Here is a 17,089-nt window from a genome sequence, read left to right as displayed (position 1 = left end):
ACGACATCCGCCGCGGTCGAACCGCCCAACCCACGTACAGCGCTTCCCAGTCGAATGACAAACCCCTGACCCATAGCTCCAGCAGCTTCGTGTACTTGCCTGTGGCAACGGCGGCGGAGATACCAATATCGAGTCCCGAACCTTCGTTCAGGACAGCCATAATCTCGCGGCTCTCCTTCACGTTGCCCAAGTGAATTCCAAGCCTTGCAGACGACGAGGTTCCGCACTCGACGAAACCCGTCAGCTTGCGAATCACCTCATCGATCGAAGAAGCAGCGAATGCCAGGCGATGCTCCATTGGCTCGCGCCCGACCTGCAACGTGTAGGCAAGATCGGGTAGCTGTCGATCAGTGAAACGACGCGATGCAATCTCCGCCAGCAGCCTCCGAGATTGCTTGTCCAGAGACTCCGCCGTTCTCGCAGACAGAACGACGAGAGACGCCGTAGGCGTCGTCAGGTGCTGCGTCAGCGGCACGCAATATTCCTCGACCACTACGTGCGCGTTCATGCCACCTGAGCCGAAGCTGCTGACCCCCGCCCGGCGCGGGATGGGCGTACCACTGTCATCCAGCAAACACTTCCAAGGCTCGTCGTCCGAAACGATGTGGAAAGGCGTCCCGGCGAGATCGATGTGTGGATTCAGGCGATTGAATCTCAACGTCTTCGGCATCAGCTGATTTCGCATGGCGAGGAAGACTTTGATCAACCCGGCGAAGCCCGCCGCGGCCTCCAGATGTCCGATGCTTGGCTTGACCGTACCAATTCCACAGCGGAATCCGTCCCGATCCGCTCGCTGCCCCGCACGTAGCCGACTGAACGCTTCGACGAGCCCGGCGATCTCGATCGGATCACCCAGCGTCGTTCCGGTTCCATGAGCCTCTACGTATTGCACGGTGCATGCATCGATTCCCGCCCTGCGGATGGCGCGCTCGATCACCGCAGATTGCGATGCCGGCTTTGGAGCCGTCAGCGACGCGGACTGGCCACCGTGCCCCACAGCAGTACCGATCACCAGGCCGTAGATCGAGTCGCGCGCTTCAACCGCCATTTCCAGCGGCTTGAGCAGCAACATGGCACCGCCTTCGCCACGCACAAATCCATCCGCGCTGGCGTCGAAGGCACTGCAAACGCCGGAGCGCGACAACATGCCCGCGGAGTGGTACGCCAGGCTGTTCGTCGTAGAACAAATCAGATTGGCGGACCCGACAAGGGCTTGCGCGCACTCGCCGCTATTGATCGATTCCACAGCATAGTGCAACGCAACCAGTGAGCTTGAGCACGCCGTGTCGATCGAAAGGCTGGGGCCACTGATATCGTAGAAATGCGATATCCGGTTGGCCATGGCCGCACGAGCGCTACCGGAGCCGACATAGGCATCGACCGATGTCGACAGCCTTGCCAGGAGATCGCGATAGTCATCGTGGCAAACGCCGATGAATACGCCGACGCTTTCCTCCCTCAAGCGCGCCGGCGCATAGCCTGCATCCTCCAGCGCTTCCCAGCTCAGCTCCAGCAGCAATCGATGCTGCGGATCCATGAGCTCGGCCTCTCGCGGCGAAATATGAAAGAACTGCGCGTCGAACTCGTCGACGCACCACAACTGACCAATCTGGTCGATCGCGCAGTGCTTGCCTTGCAGATCGACCAAGGTCGGCCATTGCCAGCGACCATTGACCGCTGTTACGGCTTCCCGACCGCTGCTGAGCAGACTCCAGTACTCGGCTGGAGAACTCGCTCCACCGGGAAACCTACAGGAAACACCGACCACTGCCACGGCCCTGCCTGAGCGAGGCTGAAACCCAACCGATGCAGGGCGGGCTGACGTCGTCACGGCGCCTACGTGAGCATCCCTCTCGGCGACTACGTGAGCGTCGCTGAACGCCTGCGGTGAGACGTTTTCCGTAATAGATACATTTCCAACTGACCGCAGTCGCGCCTTCAGCCCCGAAATGAGTTTTTCGGTCGTTTCGCATTCGAACAGGAATGCAGGCGGAAGCGCGATGCCGAAACGAGCGCCGAGCAGGCTCTTCAACTCGACCAGTTCGACCGAATCCAGCCCCATTTCCATGAGAGGCCTGGATGCGGAGTAGCAGTCGCTTCGCTCGGCCCCAAGCAGGGAACGCACCTGATCTTCCACCGCCACGGCCAGCTCAACGGCGCTGTGATCCAGGTCGTCGATCGAGCGCGGCTTTGCCGGATCGTCGGCAACCGGTAGCGTCGCCGGCACCGGTACTACTTCAGGCGTCGGCGCGCCAACCTGCTCCAGCTCGGCTGCGGCATGCGCTGGCGCTTCGGCCAGAAGCACGCACTGCCCGCACTTTCCGACTATCGATTGCGCGGGCAGCGCAAGTGCGTCCAGCGGCACGAGGCCGGCCCTGGACATGGCACGATTCCATTGCGCAACTCCCAACAGGCAAAACTGGTCCAGGCGCATTTCAGGATCGTCAAAAAGCCACATGCCATGCAGCAGCGCTCCGCCTGCAAAATGCCACTCCTTGACCTCGGTGTACTCGTTGGCGACGAGCAGCCCTCCGGCTTTAAGCAAACGGCGTGTCTGCTCTAGCGTAAATACGATATTCCGGGTGTCGTGAAGCACGTTTCCGGCGACGATGATGTCCCACGAATGAGCCTCCATTCCCTGGGCAACTACATCGTTGCCGATATCCAATACCTTGTACGTGACCCAGGGATAGGCTGTGGAAAAGCGCCGTTGCGTGTATCGGAGAAAAGCTGGCGAGATGTCGGAGAGGCAAAGGTCCACATGCTCGGGCTGTTGTCCGAGCGTTCGAAGAAGCGCATTTGCAGTTGCGCCGGAGCCCGTACCGACTTCGAGAATGCGAATCTTCTGCTTCGGGCTCGAAGGGTCGGCCGAAGCCAGCTTCTCGTGCACGTAGCTGGCCACCGCTTCGACGACGAGTCTGTTGAGGTACTCCGATGCGGGTTCGCCCTGAAATATTCCACCAAAGCGATCGATACTGCCGTCCGCAAACATCACCGCGGCTGCATCTACCTCAGCGCTGATGATCCGGGTGTATTCTCGAAGAAAAGGCAGAACGAATTTAAGCGCCTGCGAAAAATGCGGGTGACGAACGGGAAACGCCCGCTCGAACTCCAATGTCTCAGACTCGGGATCAAGCAGCGCAAATTCCCCAATCGACGAGTGAGGTGTGATTCGCCCCTCCTCGATCGTCACAAGCCCTCTCACACGCAATCGATTCAATAGCGAATCGATGTAGCGCTCGTACTTCGGCGCAAGCCGCACCAACGCGCGAAACCGCTCCAATTCGTACGATTCACCAGCGGAGCGAAACACGCCCACACGTTGCAACGCGGAAACGATTCCACGCAACACGAACTCCGCAAGCTCCGCTTCCGCCTGACTCGGATCAAGCCCGGGCGCCATCCCGATGACCGCCTTCAGTCGCCGCACACTCCTCGACACCCTGCGTCCGTTCTCCGAATTCAAGCTCGACCCAAACACCGCTATCGATTTGCATTCGTCGATCGCGGTCTTGTCGATACCACAGCCGTCGAATGCAAAATACTGCTCGATGAAGTCGACCAGTACCGTCACGATGTCCGACCCGGCCGAGCCTGCCCAGCTCACGGCCACCAGTCGAACAGGGTCTTCGGCAGCGGCACGCGACCGCGACCATGACTCGTTCTTCTGCGGCGCGCGGTGCCCGGACTCGCGCATGCAAGAGGCAGCCGCGACTATCTGTCCATCGGCAACGACGACAAATTGTCCATCCGCAAAGCAATCAATGGCATGCCCTATCGCGGCGCCGTGCACAGCTCCGCCAAGCCCGGCCTCTGCGCTCCAGCTATGATCGAGAAGTTCGATCTGTGAAACATCCTCGGCCAGCGCACGGCGAAGCGAGAACGCCCGTGGCTTGAAGAGATTCAAACCGATTCGCGCAAATGCAAGCCTCTTGGGATACCGACGCCAGGTACGGGTCTCGCAGAACAAACCGGCTTGCGCGGCGCACATCACGAAGGTCTTGGCGTCAAGCAGCAATTGCCGCGACATCGAATGATACGCATCGAAGTGCAGGTTCTCCGCTTCGTCCAGAAAGCGGGCAGTGGTCACCGCAGACAGGGAATGAACCTCCAGCATCACCAATCCGTGACGGCCAGCCGCATCAGACCAGCGGCGCAAATGCTCAACCGTGCTCTGCGCAACCATCGCTGGCGGAATCAGCTTGCCGTCGGCGTCGATGTGAACACCATGAACGGGAATTCGTTCCCAACGGGCCACGCCGTCACTATCAAGCGGAGGCCGATAGGTGCGGTCATGATCGAGAAACGAACGAACATGCAGCGTGCTTTCGATCTCGATGCCGGCGTCGGCGAGTGCCGCGACGATCCCAGCGGGGTCGCCGATATCGCCGGTGAGCGTGACATGCTCGTAGTTCTGCAGTGTTCTTTCTGTCGCCTCCAGCGCCTTTGTATTGGCGTCGATGCCGATCAGCACCAGTGGGTAGCGATCCAGGAAACGGCCGCGCAGCGTCTTGCGTTTTACCGTTTCATATATTTCCCGCAGCAGCGAGCCGTCCCCGCATCCGGTATCCGCTATGTACTTCGGCTGCTCGGCCAACGCGGTCGAGTCGAAAACAGAAACGATGAGTGCACTCAGGTCCGCGAAGTACTTTTCGTGCTGGAAGCCACTGCCAAGCACGTTCAGGGCACGGTCGAGATGCTGTTCGTGCCCGTCATCGCCGTGCGCGAAAACGGCCTTCGGATCGCCGAACATCAGCTCTTCCACGCGAAGGAACATGGGCCTGTAGGAAGCGAAGGCCGCCGTGATATTGATCCGCCCCCAAACGTAGTCCCCGGCGCTCGTCAGTACAAGAGTTCCATCCTTCCCGAGATCTGCCCAACCTCTGGAACAGAACAGCGACTCGATCTCGGCCCTGGCGCGCGTTCCCAACAGCAGATGCAGCACAGATACCTTGCGGCCTTCACAGTCCTGGTCTACGACCCGCACGTTCTCGTTCTGCCTGAGGGCGAGCAGCAACGGGATGACGAATATTCCGTCGAGATAGTCAGCCAGATACTCGTGCTCACTACCCCAGCGCCTTTTCGAACGTTCTAGCCAGGGACCCAGCAGTGCCGGATCGTCGGCCAACGCATACTGCTCGAATGGAAGGCCGTACATCGCCATCACATCGTCGGGAATAATGTCCACATCGCGGAATGCGGGGGTGTGCTCGTAGCTACCGTCACCGATGGCGTTGAGCCAGCCCAAGGATTCAAACATACGCAGCGCAACCGCGAGATAGCCGTCATTGATGCGGAACGCCTCGGCCAGCAGGGCTGGCTGAACCACGATGGAGTCCGCAATGGCCTGCAGGCAGCCGCGCCTTCTGAGGGCATCAACCAAGGGCGCAACGGCCAACCCGTGTGAGTACCGGTTCAGTAACTCAAGCATCTTCACATCCCTTGCAAATGTTCCAGTACTGGGCCAAGCGGGCGCATGGCAGTCGGCATTGACACGATACGAAGCCTTTCCCGTTGTGAAAGACCCGTTTTCCGATTTCAGACTGCGTGTTCCACGCATGCCAGTCGGTGATTTCACGGCATGCCGGGGTCAATATCCCTCAAGCGCTACCGAATCCAAAGTTGAGACTGACGTTCCTGCCATGGATGTTTGAAGACCATCGGAGTCAGTTCTCCGATGGACCTGTGGGACCGTTGTTCGCTGTAGATCGGCATCGAGCGTGCTGTTTGCAGCCGGGCATGATCGAGTATAGGGAGCCTTTCGCTTCGAGCACTTCGGCGCGACACGTGCCGTCGAATCACTCGATGCAGGCGTTCTGCGCAGGACAGCCAGGTTCGACAAGATGCCATACCGCCTGGTTGGTCTTGTGCCACATTTGCTCGACCTGGCTGCGGGATATGGGCCGTCGCCGCTTCGAACCCTCGTCGGCTTACCGTGCCACGCGCATAGATGCTCAAGCACGCAAACGATGCGGGCACCACCGATGCTGAAGCCGACCCAATTGCCAATACGTCACGCGCATAGTAGTCGATCACGTTGAACGTCCGTAATATGCGGCCATTGGTCAGCGTGTCGTGCATGAAGTTCATCGACCAGCAGGCGGTGGGTTCCCCGGTTGCAGCAGGGCTGGGATCTCGCTCTCGAAGGGGCGCCGTCGACGGCAACGACGTTGCGTCCCTCGATGCCCGACGTGCAGGCGCCGAATTCTCTTGTGATTGACTACATGACCTTCCCGCCGCAGCCGTCGATTCAACCGCGGGCAACCCGAGGTTGGATGCGCCTCGGCCGACTCCGGCGGGCGCTATGCAATGCCCTTGTCTGCCACAGTCCGCCCTCACGCAGTGCCCGTCGCTGTTGCTGTACTTCTGCTCAAGTATGCGGCACGCTCGCCGATCCGCTTGTTCCGCATCGCTCAGCGCTACACCGCGCGTGCACTGTCCCGGCGTCAGAAATTTCTTGTCAGCGCTCCCTTCAGGATCGAATGGCCCAGGCTCGGTCCCGTATGCACGTGCATGAGCCGGGCGTTGTCCTGCTCCAACTCTGGCATGCGCTGCAGGTCCGATACCTCCATCCCGTCGTACTTCGATCGTCACCGGCAGGATCTACCGGCCGCCCCCATAGCGAACTCCGCGCATCCGCCGCCACGTTTCACGCAAGGCGTCGCGCCCGGCTGTGGCGACTCATCGCATATGGAAACCGATCAGGCAGAGCACTCTTGACAGAAGATTTCGTGCTGGCGAGCCTGAATGAACGCGCCAGGAGCAAACACAATTTACACATTCATATACTTATCCATTATCTGCCGCATCATCGCTGGCCCACGGTCGCTCGCGATCGAGTTCATCTGCCCGGATGGGTTTGCCAAAATGCTCTTTTGCTGCGCTTCAATCATTTCCTTGTCCTCAGCAAAGAAGCGGCATGTCAGATTCCACAACAACTCCACCAAGCCCGGATGCTGATCGTGTTCTTTTCGACGCGCTCCAACTGAGAAAAAGTATCTCGACGAACCATCAGTCAGCCCTGTCACCGCCTGAGAGCTGAGCTGAGCGTGGACTGGCTCGAATTTCTCATCAGGCTTCCCGAAGTCGCAGCGCACAGCCGTGCCACGCTCGAATAGTCCGCTATACATCAGGAAAATTCCTGGCATCAGAAAATCGTAGCAAAGAAACTCGTCGTGCACCCCGCCGACAGAGCCCGGGATATACTTCGCCGAATCCTGATCCAGGCGCCATCGCTGGATGTTCAAACCTCGCTCCAGCTTCGAGATTCTTACGGGGAATTGCAGCTCGCCGTCTCCTCTCAGGCCCTTGTGGTGCACGTAAGCCACATGAGAGAGGTCAAGCAGGTTGTCGTTAATCAGCAGGTAGTTTGCGGCGTAGTCCATAGATCCGGCTTTGAGAGACCACTGCGGATCCTCGAGCCCAATGGCAGGCGGTATCAGGTGCGACTTGCTTGTCGCGGGGTCGCCGATCCATATCCACACCCAGCTATGCATTTCGACCACCGGATAGGAATGGACGCGGAACTGATCGGGAATTTTCTTTTCCCCCGGAATTTCCACACACCTTCCGTCAGAAGCGAATTTTAGACCGTGGTACATGCATCTCAAATGATCGCCTTCCAGTTGCCCACGCGACAAAGGAGCCAGCCGGTGACAGCACTGATCCCTTAAGGCGACCAGTTCGCCATTCCCTTTTCGGTAAATGACAATCGGCTCATTGGCTATCGAGATTGCATACAAACTCTTCTCAACTATCTCATGACCCCACGCAGCCACATACCAGCAGTCTTTGACAAACAATTTCGCGCCCTCAAAAACGTCCAAGCCGGATCATGCCCATTGTATGGAGCTCAATGTCATGGCTGAAATTAGGAAGTGCCGATGTTCTGAGCGATACCGCCTAGCGACGGCACCTGTCCGCGAGTCAAAGTGTGGCTCGAACGAAGCGTAATTTAACCCTCGCCGCGTTGACAACCCTGGACTCCTGTGAGCCTCAGCGGCTCCGCTCGCGGCGTGCGTGGATACAGGGGCAGTAACGCCTTTGGCTGACAGTCGATCATCCCACCCTGGTGATCAACATGAACGAATCGGCGATGCGCACCCTGACTCGGATGCGTGAGATGGTGGCTGGCACGCCTTCGCGCGCCTGTAGCCGTCAGCAGCCCCATCGAAGGTTTTGCATCGCCCATGGTCGCTGAGCATGCGGGCGAGATTCGCTCGCACCGGCGAGGATGAAACCTCACGTCGAAGAGCTCAACCCAACAGGCAAGCCTCATGTCAGGAGTTGCCACGTACAACACGCCTGACGAGGCCGCGGCTCGCATCAATTTCCAGATGATCGCCGCTCCTGATCGCCCTCAGAATACCCGGAACATTCGCGACTGCCGGAATGCCGAGTTCGCGGGCGACAATCGCGCCGTGCGAAAGGTAGCCACCGGTTTCCATCACGATGCCACTTGCCTTGAAAAAGGCAGGAGTCCACGAGGGATCGGTTGCCGGCGCCACGAGAATTGACCCGGCTTCCAGGTTCAGCGCTTCGCTCGGGTGATGAGCAAGAACCGCAACGCCTCTTGCGGCCCCACTGGAAACTACAACCCCCTGCCACTCGTTGGCACCAGGCTCCGCGGTGGGAGTGAGCGGACCGCCCGGTGAAATTGCACCACCGGATTCAATAATGACTTCGGGCGCCTCCTCCGATGCAAATGCGTCGAACTGGCGACGACGCAACAGAACGCGCTGTTGGGCGTACAGCGTAGCCATACTGCCTTTGGCCAACGCCAGCATTTCAAACAGCGTCAGATGAAAAACGTCATTTACAGATGACAAGCATCCGATATCTACCCATTTGTCTGCCAAAGCGCGGACCAGACGCCGCACTACGCCCGACTGGGCAGTCAAAGCGCTGCGCGCACCCTCACGCATATTGCGTTCGGCTATGGCCATCTTCACGAGCACCGGAACGAATGGCCGGTACCAGACAGGCAATTGCTTGCGAATGCGCTCGCGGACCGCAGCGTGATTGGAGTTCTGATCTTGACTTGCTTCGGCGTCATAGCCGATCAAAGAGACGACGGCATCCAGGATGAAGCTTGGATCTTCGCACCATCGCGGGCGACTGAGATAACTCTCGTAAACGGCACGGTGGCCATATCGCTTCAGGAAAGACTCCAGAGCGAGAGCAAAAGCGCTATCTCGACGCAGGTGTTGGCGCCACTCGGGTCCGTCGCGCTGCGGCGCCTTCAACCACTCCAGGGTGGCAGGGTCCGCACCTGCTATCCGGGCAAGCCGCACCAGCTCGCGCGCCTGGGCAGCCGTCACGCTAGGCTCGCCTCCGCTCATGAGGGACGCAGTAATGGCGCTGCCTTCGCCCGGAAAATGTCCTTCCAGCAAATCCAGCAGGACTAGCAATGCACTGCCGGACGCCTGTAACAGCAAGAGATCTTCGTGGCTGCGCGTAGCGATCACCTGTACGCGTAGTAGCTCCGCGAGCTCGGCTGCGCTGTCAGGCAACGGCCGATCCAGGCAATTGGCAGCTGCCTGGTGAGCTTGCGCAAGGACTGATTTTGCGCGCAGTCGCGGTCCCACAGATCGCTGCAAGTAGCGCATGCCGCGCCACGCGCGGCGAAAGCGCTCGCCAAGCGTGGGCGCAGGAAACGAAATTTCCGGCTGATGGCCGCCCAGCAGGCGGTTATATACCTTCGGCGGCACGCCAAAACCATCGAACGACTCCCATTGGAGTAGCGAAGTCTCGAAATAGACACGGCCGTGATGCGTGGCTGTGCGTTGCACACCGGGGAGAGTCGCATATCCCGCGCGCGCGGCGCTTCGGGTCAGCATATGGTTGATGAGCGGCAGCGACACGCTGAGGTCCAGCGCTGGCAGTGGATCTGGCATGACATCCTTCGAGTTGGCGCGCGACCAGACAGTGGGCTGGGTCTTGAGCGCTGCATACGTCTGCCGGTTGCGCGCCGTGACAGGCCTCGCTTGGACGATCCAGAAAGCATCGCCGTCCCAAACCCATTCCACATCGTAGAACGGCTTGGAATAGTCGAGTGCGGACGCGAGATCGCGGACAAGCTCTCCGAGCGCGACCGCCTGCGTCGCGCTCAGTACCGAGCGGGAGACCAGACTGCCTGGAGTATCCGCCAGTTCGGTGCCGCCATCGCTGCCCGGTACGGTCATCCGGGCTTTCGACCCACAGATCTGACCGACAAGCGAAAGATTCTCGTGAGGGTAGCCAACCTGTAGGCGGTACTCATCAGCCTCGACGAGCCCACCCACCAGACTGTCGCCCATGCCCCAATTTGCGTGAATGATCAGCTGATCTTCACGACCGCCGACGGGATCGCAGGTGAAAGCTACTCCCGACGCCACGCAAGGAAGCATGGGCATCACGATCACAGCCATTCCCGAAGACTCGCTGCTCAGTCCAAGTCGCTCGCGATAAGCGGCAGCGGCCGGGGCCCAATAGGAATCCAGGACTGTTTGCGTTGCATCAACCAGCCTCGCGAGGCCGCGAACGTTCAAGCACGTCTTGTACATTCCCGCGAAGGACGCGCGAATCGAGTCTTCACTCGAGGCAGATGATCTGACCGCGAGCGGCACATCCCCCCAGCCGCGGGATTCCAACGCATCGGCTAGAGAGGAAACTAGCGACACACTCAGCCTGTCTGCGCATTGGCGTTCAGCGGACGCCGCGGCGTCTACGACAAAGCCGGGCGGCACCGGGAAACCAAGCTCAGCCAGCATGCCGAGCTGCCGGCCCTTGCCGCCGACCCGTGTAGCGTCAGCGGCGGCAGCGGCTGACCAGTCAAGTATCGTACTCATTGTGGCCACTTTGCTTGGCGGGAAAACCAGTTTGCCCGACGGCGGGCACAAGGCCGCGCCGAAGGATGTCGTTTTGGTGCCAAGCTACTTATCGTTGCACCAATTCAGCGTGTCTTCGTTCGCGGTCCGCACGACTATGCACGAACTAATGGACGGGTTCGTGCTGAATTTGCTGCACCATACCGGTCAATACGTTGCCTGGTCCGATTTCACGAATATCAGTCATGCGGTGGGCGAGCAGCCAGCGGATGCTCTGCGTTGATTCGAGCGACCGGGTGGCTTGCCGCACGAGCAAGGAATTGATCGACTCGCGTCGGACGGATATGGCTCGGCGGTAACTTTCGAGATAGCCGGAATCCGGGTCGTGACGCGAACGAGAATGAACGCAGGAATTCGGCGAACTGGTCGGCGTAGCCGCGTCTATGGCGCGAGTGAAATGCCTCGCTGACCGGCAACGGCAGGTACATTCGCGCTCCGACCTGCTCGAGCCGCTAGCCTGCGCCGGCAGGCCCGGCGACCGGACCGGAAATGACGGTCTGGGTTGGCGAATTGAAATGGGGGACATCGTCGCTGCGAAGACCGCTGTCGCGCAGGATCGCCGTGATCCTGTCGTGATCGAGCCCGATGACCGCGCCCATGCCCCGTCTTTTACCTGAGCCTTCAGCTCGCCCCGCTTCACGGCCAGGCGCAGGTCGGTCATGAAGTCGAACATGCCCGCAGCAACCAATGCGTTGTACTCACCAACGCTGTGGCCGGCAACATCGGTCGTCGGCCGAACGCCGTCGATGACGGCCTTGTACAGGTGCAAGCAACTGGCGACGTAGAGACTGGGCTGCGTGTACTGCGTCTGTCTGAGACGATTGTGCGGATCATTCGTGCACCGTTCCCGCAACGAACAGTCGAGCAGCCCGTCAACCTCACTCTCGACATCGCCGTATTCGGCGAGGTCGAAGAGCTGACCTCCCATGCCTCGCGCCTGCGATCCCTGGCCGGGAAATACCAACGCTGTCATCAAAAATCCCTTCCCTGCAAAAAGCCAGCTTGCGACGCGAATCGCCGGGTCCTCAAACCTGAACGGAGAATCGGCTGTCGCTCTGCTGCTGCACATCGACACACACGCGGGCGCACCTGCTTGGCGGCGGAATCAGCCGCGCGCGACACTCGCGCTAGGAGCTGCTCGGCTAATGACGCCGTCAAATCCACCAAACACGCCGGATAATTGCCCATTTTTCCGGCTGCTGCAACCTTGCAACAGGCGCCGGGCGATGCAAAGCCGCGCAGTCAAAATCCCAGTGGCAGTGTTGTATCGCACAGGCCAAAGAAGCTCTGATCCGTGGCTCGCCAATGTGCCGGGAAGACATCAACGACGTAGCGTACGCAATTTTTGTAGCGCCACTGGAACGCGGTTCAGATCTCGTCGCGCACGACCGCGCTCAGCACGAACTCTTTCTTAGCGTAGAGGCGTTCGGCCGGTAGCTGACGCGCTCGACAGCGGTCCAGAAGCTGGTTCGACTCGACGATCGGGCGAGAGTCGTCTGCATACGAAATGCTGGATATATAGCCCAGCCACGGCTCCAGCCCCATTGCATACACATACACCGACGCCGGGCAGAGTCGATCGATGATCTGCAGGGCGGAGTCGCAGTGTGACGAGTTCAGACGACGCGACTGATCGACTGCGCGCGGGATGGGCTTGGTAAACAGCGGTCCGTACAGCCACGATAGCGGCGCACCGTCGCATTCCAGGCCGATGAAGAGTACATCCACATCACGGATTCGACGACGCATATGCGCGTAGCAACGCGGCTCGAGCGCGTTTGAATCAGCGAGGAAAACCAACCAACGTCCGGCACAACGAATGCCATAGGCCAGCTTGGATCTAATGTCCAGATCAGCGTGCTCGCCGAAGAACGGAAGGCCAAGGATTTCTCCGCCACCTGCAGCCAGACTTTCGAACTCGTCCAGTTCGATCACGTTGCGGAAGCCGATCGTTCTCAGCATCAGACGCAGCGACGGATCCTGCAGCGGCCCCGATGCCGAACGCGGTACCACGATGCAACCGATCTTGTGCCGGAGTTGCAGCAGCGTTTCCAGCATCACGTGATCCTGGTGATTGTGGGTCAGCAGGACATAGTCAATAACGTCGGGCAGATCGTAGTAGCTGAACCGGTCGACGCCGATTTCCGATGCGGTGCTGATGGCCGGATCGATGAGGATCGACACGCCGGCATGCTGCACCAGCACCGTGGCGTGGCCGAAGTAGCGCACACGGACACCGTCGCCGTCGTAGTGACGCAGCGCGTCCAGCTGCGGTGGCACGTGGGTCATCAGGTCCAGGAACCGCTGCTGCGCATCTGCATTCGCGCCAGCGTCCTGCAGCCAACGGGCGATTTCCGGGCGCGAGGCCGGCGTCGTCCGCAGCGCGGTCAGCCGTTCGATCAGCGCTGAGCGAAACGGAATGGCCAGGTCTACATCGTGCGAGTTCGCAAAACGAGGGCTGCTCAGCACGAACGGCCGGGCATCGCTTGCAATGTCGGAGAAACGTACTGATTGCAGCGATTCGTCGTAGTGCGCGCTGTCGTACAGCATGCCCTCCACGAACCGGAAACCCGGCCGGCTGTGAAGATCGTATACGAGTTCCACGTAGCCCTTTAGCGGCTCGGGGACGCTGTCGTATAGCCCCGCAAGCGACTGGCCATCGGTTTTCGCGGCCATCAGGTCGTTGAGTTGCTTGACGGCGACGGCAAACACGAGCTGTCCCGCCAAGCCTTCGCGAGTCCGATCAAGCAGCGCCTGCACGGGTGCCAGGGCGCCCGCGTAGTCCATGAACATGCCGCCCTTCATCGCCTGATCGGCGACTGCGCGTCGATGCAGGTCCGGAAACTGAAGATAGGACTCGAGCACGCGGACATGCAGGTTCGCGGTGATCATTGCCGAGGTTGCCGGTGATATCAGCATGCCCCAGGCGTACCAGCTGTTGAACAGCGGTTCCATCTGGACGGACGGTTTCAGGTACAGCGGGGCATCAGAAATTGCCATACTCAATCCAAAAAAGATTCTTGATCCGTAATCACTGCGGCGTCAGGCCGGCTCGGTAACGGCGCTTTCCTGCGGCGCTGCCGCGAGCAGTTCCAGCATCTGCTGTACGATGGTTTCTCCGCCCACCCAGTCGGCCAGGCTGCGGGCGAAATCCGACAGGACTGGGCACTCCAGCACCATATGCACTGGAATCTCGATACCGGTGCTGGTGGCGATTTTTCCGACCATCTGGATCGCCAGCAAGGAATGGCCACCCAGGTCGAAGAAGCTGTCGCCTGGTCCGACAATGGGGACGTTCAGCGCCTCCGACCACCATCCGGCAATGAGTCGCTCCAGCGGCGACAGCGCCGCAGCATCCGTGTCACGCTGCGGAAGCGCCTGCCGTGCCAAGGCATGCCGATCGACTTTCCCGTTGCTGGTAAGCGGCAGCGCGGCGACAGCGATGAAGTGCGACGGAACCATATACTCGGGAAGGTCTTGCCGCAGCTGCGCACGCAGATCCGACAAGGTGCGTTCCCGATTCGTTGTGCGTGCTGGCGTATTGCAGCGCGCTGCTTCCGTCAGCACAGCAGTCGGCAATTCCGGCCAGGCATCCGAGCGCGTCGCTTGCACGGCGAAACACCCGGAGCGTTGACCGTTCGCGACGATGCGCGCGCGCCAGCCGGCGGCGTCGAACTGGTGCATCACGGCGGCGGGCGACAGCCCGGCCTGCGTTGGTTCATTGGTTTCGATGCCCGACCACAAGTGCTCGGCCGCCTGTACGTCTGCATGGACGAGCCGCAGCGGTATGCCCTCGATCGAGGCGCCGATGGCGGGATACTGCAGGGCTTCTTCGATAAGTGCTTGGGCGGCATCGCCGTCACCGGCTGCATCCGCATGAAAGACTTGCGCGTCGTGCAGCAGCGATTCGTCGCGCGCGGTGAGTATTACGTCATAGCGAAAGCGCGTCATTTCCGTAGGTGCCTGGGTGCATTTGGGCAGGATCAGCGCGCGCATCGCCCCGCCCCGCTGCTGCGCCCAGCGCAGGAAAAACGTCGGCGCGGCGAGCAGTTCATTTTCGCGTGCCAACGCGGTTTCAGCTGCGCTGCGACGTTCGGCAGCTGTGCTGCCGGGCTTGGACGCAGCCGTCGCGACGGCTGCATGGAAAGCCCGTGCCAGGGTCAGGTCGCGCACATCGCCGATGAATAAATGGCCGTCCGCTTGCAGATGATCAGCCAAGTGCGTCAGCACAGACGCGAAGTACCCCTCATCGGGAAAATACTGGCTGACGGAGTTCATCACGACCGTATCCCACGGGCCGTTGACACCGAGCGGCGCGGCGTCGGCCGCGGCCCGGGTCAGCGAGACCTTGCCTTCCGCGTCAGCGCCGAGTTCATTGCGAATACCGGTGATGGCCTGTTGCGCGATATCGCAACCGTCGTAGCGCGCAACAGCCGGCAACAGCCGATGCAGCAGAATGCCGGTGCCGACGCCAACTTCATACACTCGGCGCGGATCGAGCGCCGCGATGCGCGCCGTCGTCTCGCTGGCCCATTCCTCCATATGCGAAGCTGCAATCGGTCTGCCGTCGAAGCTGCTGAGCCAACCAACGAAATTGGCGCCCTTGACCGCTTCAGTCGAACGCGAATAGGTTGCGTCATAGAGAGCCGACCAGTCGGCAACGAAGGCGCCGTCTGTCGTGGTGCCTTCGCGCATGACGCAATAGGCCGACAGACAGTCGTCACGGCTTTCGTGCTTGACCACCGCGACCGCCTCGACGTCCGGATGCGCTGCAATGCGGCGTTCAATCTCGACCGGTTCGATGCGGATGCCGCGAATCTTCACCTGCGCATCCGTGCGCGCAACGAAGCGCAGCTGGCCGTCGGCGCGGACCTGTACCAGATCGCCAGAACGGTAGCGCCGCGCGCCTGGCCCGGCTGCAGGATCGGGAACAAAAGCCAGCGCGGTTTCGCGAGGGTTATTCAGATAGCCGCGTGCAAGGCAAGCACCGCCCAGATACAGCTCGCCGACCGTGCCCGGCGGAACCGGATCACCGCGCGAATCGGCGACGGTCGTGGTGACCGGACCAATGGCCATTCCGATGGCCGGACTCTCCTCGCCGGGCGCCACCGGGCTGCTCGTGGAGACCACAGTGACTTCACTGGGCCCATAGTGGTTGTACAGCCGGAATGGCGCGGATTCGTCCGGACCGGACCGAAGTACGTCGCCACCGGTAAGCAATACTTTCAGCGAACGCCCCCAGGACGGCCCGGACTGCAGCACGGCCTCGGCCAGTGGCGTGGGCAGGAAACAATGTGTGATCTGCTCGCGATCCATCCACTGCCCTAGCGCACGCGGATCGAGCCTTGCGTTCTCGTCTGGTATGTGGACGCTGGCGCCGGTACACAGGTATGGAAACAGCTCCCAGATGTGGGCGTCGAACGCGATGCCGGCCAGATGCGATGCACGCACGTCGGAAGCATCGACAAGGTATTCCCCGCAATGCCACGCGACCAGGGACGCCAGCGCGCGATGATCGATCATCACACCCTTGGGTGTGCCAGTGCTGCCCGATGTATATACAACATAGGCCAACTGGTTTGGCAGGATTTCCGCGGCCAGCCTCGGCGCACCGCTGCTGGTAAGGTCGTCGATCGTCAGCGCCGCTACCGGTGCATCGAGTGCCGTCATCGCGTCGAGCACCGCAGGTGCCGCGATCAGCAGCTGAATATCCCCGGCGCGGGCCAGCTGGGCCAGGCGTTCCACCGGCCACGCATCGTCCAGTGCTGCGTAGGTCGCACCGCATTTAAGAATGCCCAGCAGGCACACGATACGGTCGACGCCGCGCGGCAGGCACAGGCCGATACGCGTTTCGCGGGTCGCCCCATGCTGGGCCAGGGCGCCGGCCACGGCATCGCTGCGCTGGCCCAATTCGGCGTAACTCAGTGTTCGGCTCGCATCGGCAATGGCAATCGAATCTGGACGATCGGCAGCGACGCGGTCGATCGCAGCCACGATGTTGTCGCCGATCGTCGCGTGGCTGCGCAAGCTGGCCAGGATTTCTGCCTTGCGCGCACGCAGGCTTGCGACGTCGTCAGGCAGCAGCGTGCCGGGCGGAGCCTCGATACGCAGCTCGCCGTTGGCTTCGCTCAGGCGAATCCGGCGCAGACGCAGGCCGTGCAGGAAATCAGCGAGGGGAAGAGAAGAATGCATCACGGCTCCAACGGCAGGGCTCAGGCCCG

6 protein-coding genes are annotated in these 17,089 nt (G+C 60.7%); all 6 read right to left on the bottom strand.

What is annotated here, in order from left to right; translation table 11 throughout:
- On the bottom strand, positions 1-5,431 hold a 5,431-nt coding region (locus RUU78_RS18385), incomplete at its 3' end, for a beta-ketoacyl synthase N-terminal-like domain-containing protein (protein WP_313918947.1).
- A gap of 1,342 nt (positions 5,432-6,773) precedes the next feature.
- The gene (locus tag RUU78_RS18380) at positions 6,774-7,826 is read right to left on the bottom strand and encodes an aromatic ring-hydroxylating dioxygenase subunit alpha (protein WP_313918946.1); all 1,053 of its coding nucleotides are present in this window, start codon (positions 7,824-7,826) and stop codon (positions 6,774-6,776) included.
- Positions 7,827-8,279: 453 nt separating this feature from the next.
- Entirely contained in the window at positions 8,280-10,829 is a 2,550-nt protein-coding gene (locus RUU78_RS18375) for a PEP/pyruvate-binding domain-containing protein (protein WP_313918945.1), read from the bottom strand.
- 145 nt (positions 10,830-10,974) lie between these two features.
- Positions 10,975-11,841 carry an acyltransferase domain-containing protein gene (locus tag RUU78_RS18370; RefSeq protein WP_313918944.1) on the bottom strand — a complete coding sequence of 289 codons (867 nt, stop codon included), beginning with the start codon at positions 11,839-11,841 and terminating at the stop codon, positions 10,975-10,977.
- Between the two features lie 395 nt (positions 11,842-12,236).
- A complete protein-coding gene (locus RUU78_RS18365) occupies positions 12,237-13,868 on the bottom strand; it encodes an MBL fold metallo-hydrolase (RefSeq protein WP_313918943.1) in 1,632 nt (543 codons plus the stop codon).
- A 42-nt stretch (positions 13,869-13,910) separates the two neighbouring features.
- Entirely contained in the window at positions 13,911-17,060 is a 3,150-nt protein-coding gene (locus RUU78_RS18360; protein WP_313918942.1) for an amino acid adenylation domain-containing protein, read from the bottom strand.
- Between the last annotated feature and the right edge of the window lie 29 nt (positions 17,061-17,089).

Origin of the sequence: Tahibacter sp. (assembly GCF_032229445.1) — a bacterium.
Lineage (GTDB): Bacteria > Pseudomonadota > Gammaproteobacteria > Xanthomonadales > Rhodanobacteraceae > Tahibacter.
Note: the sequence above shows the minus strand (reverse complement) of the source record. Positions and strands in the feature narration are given on the sequence as shown.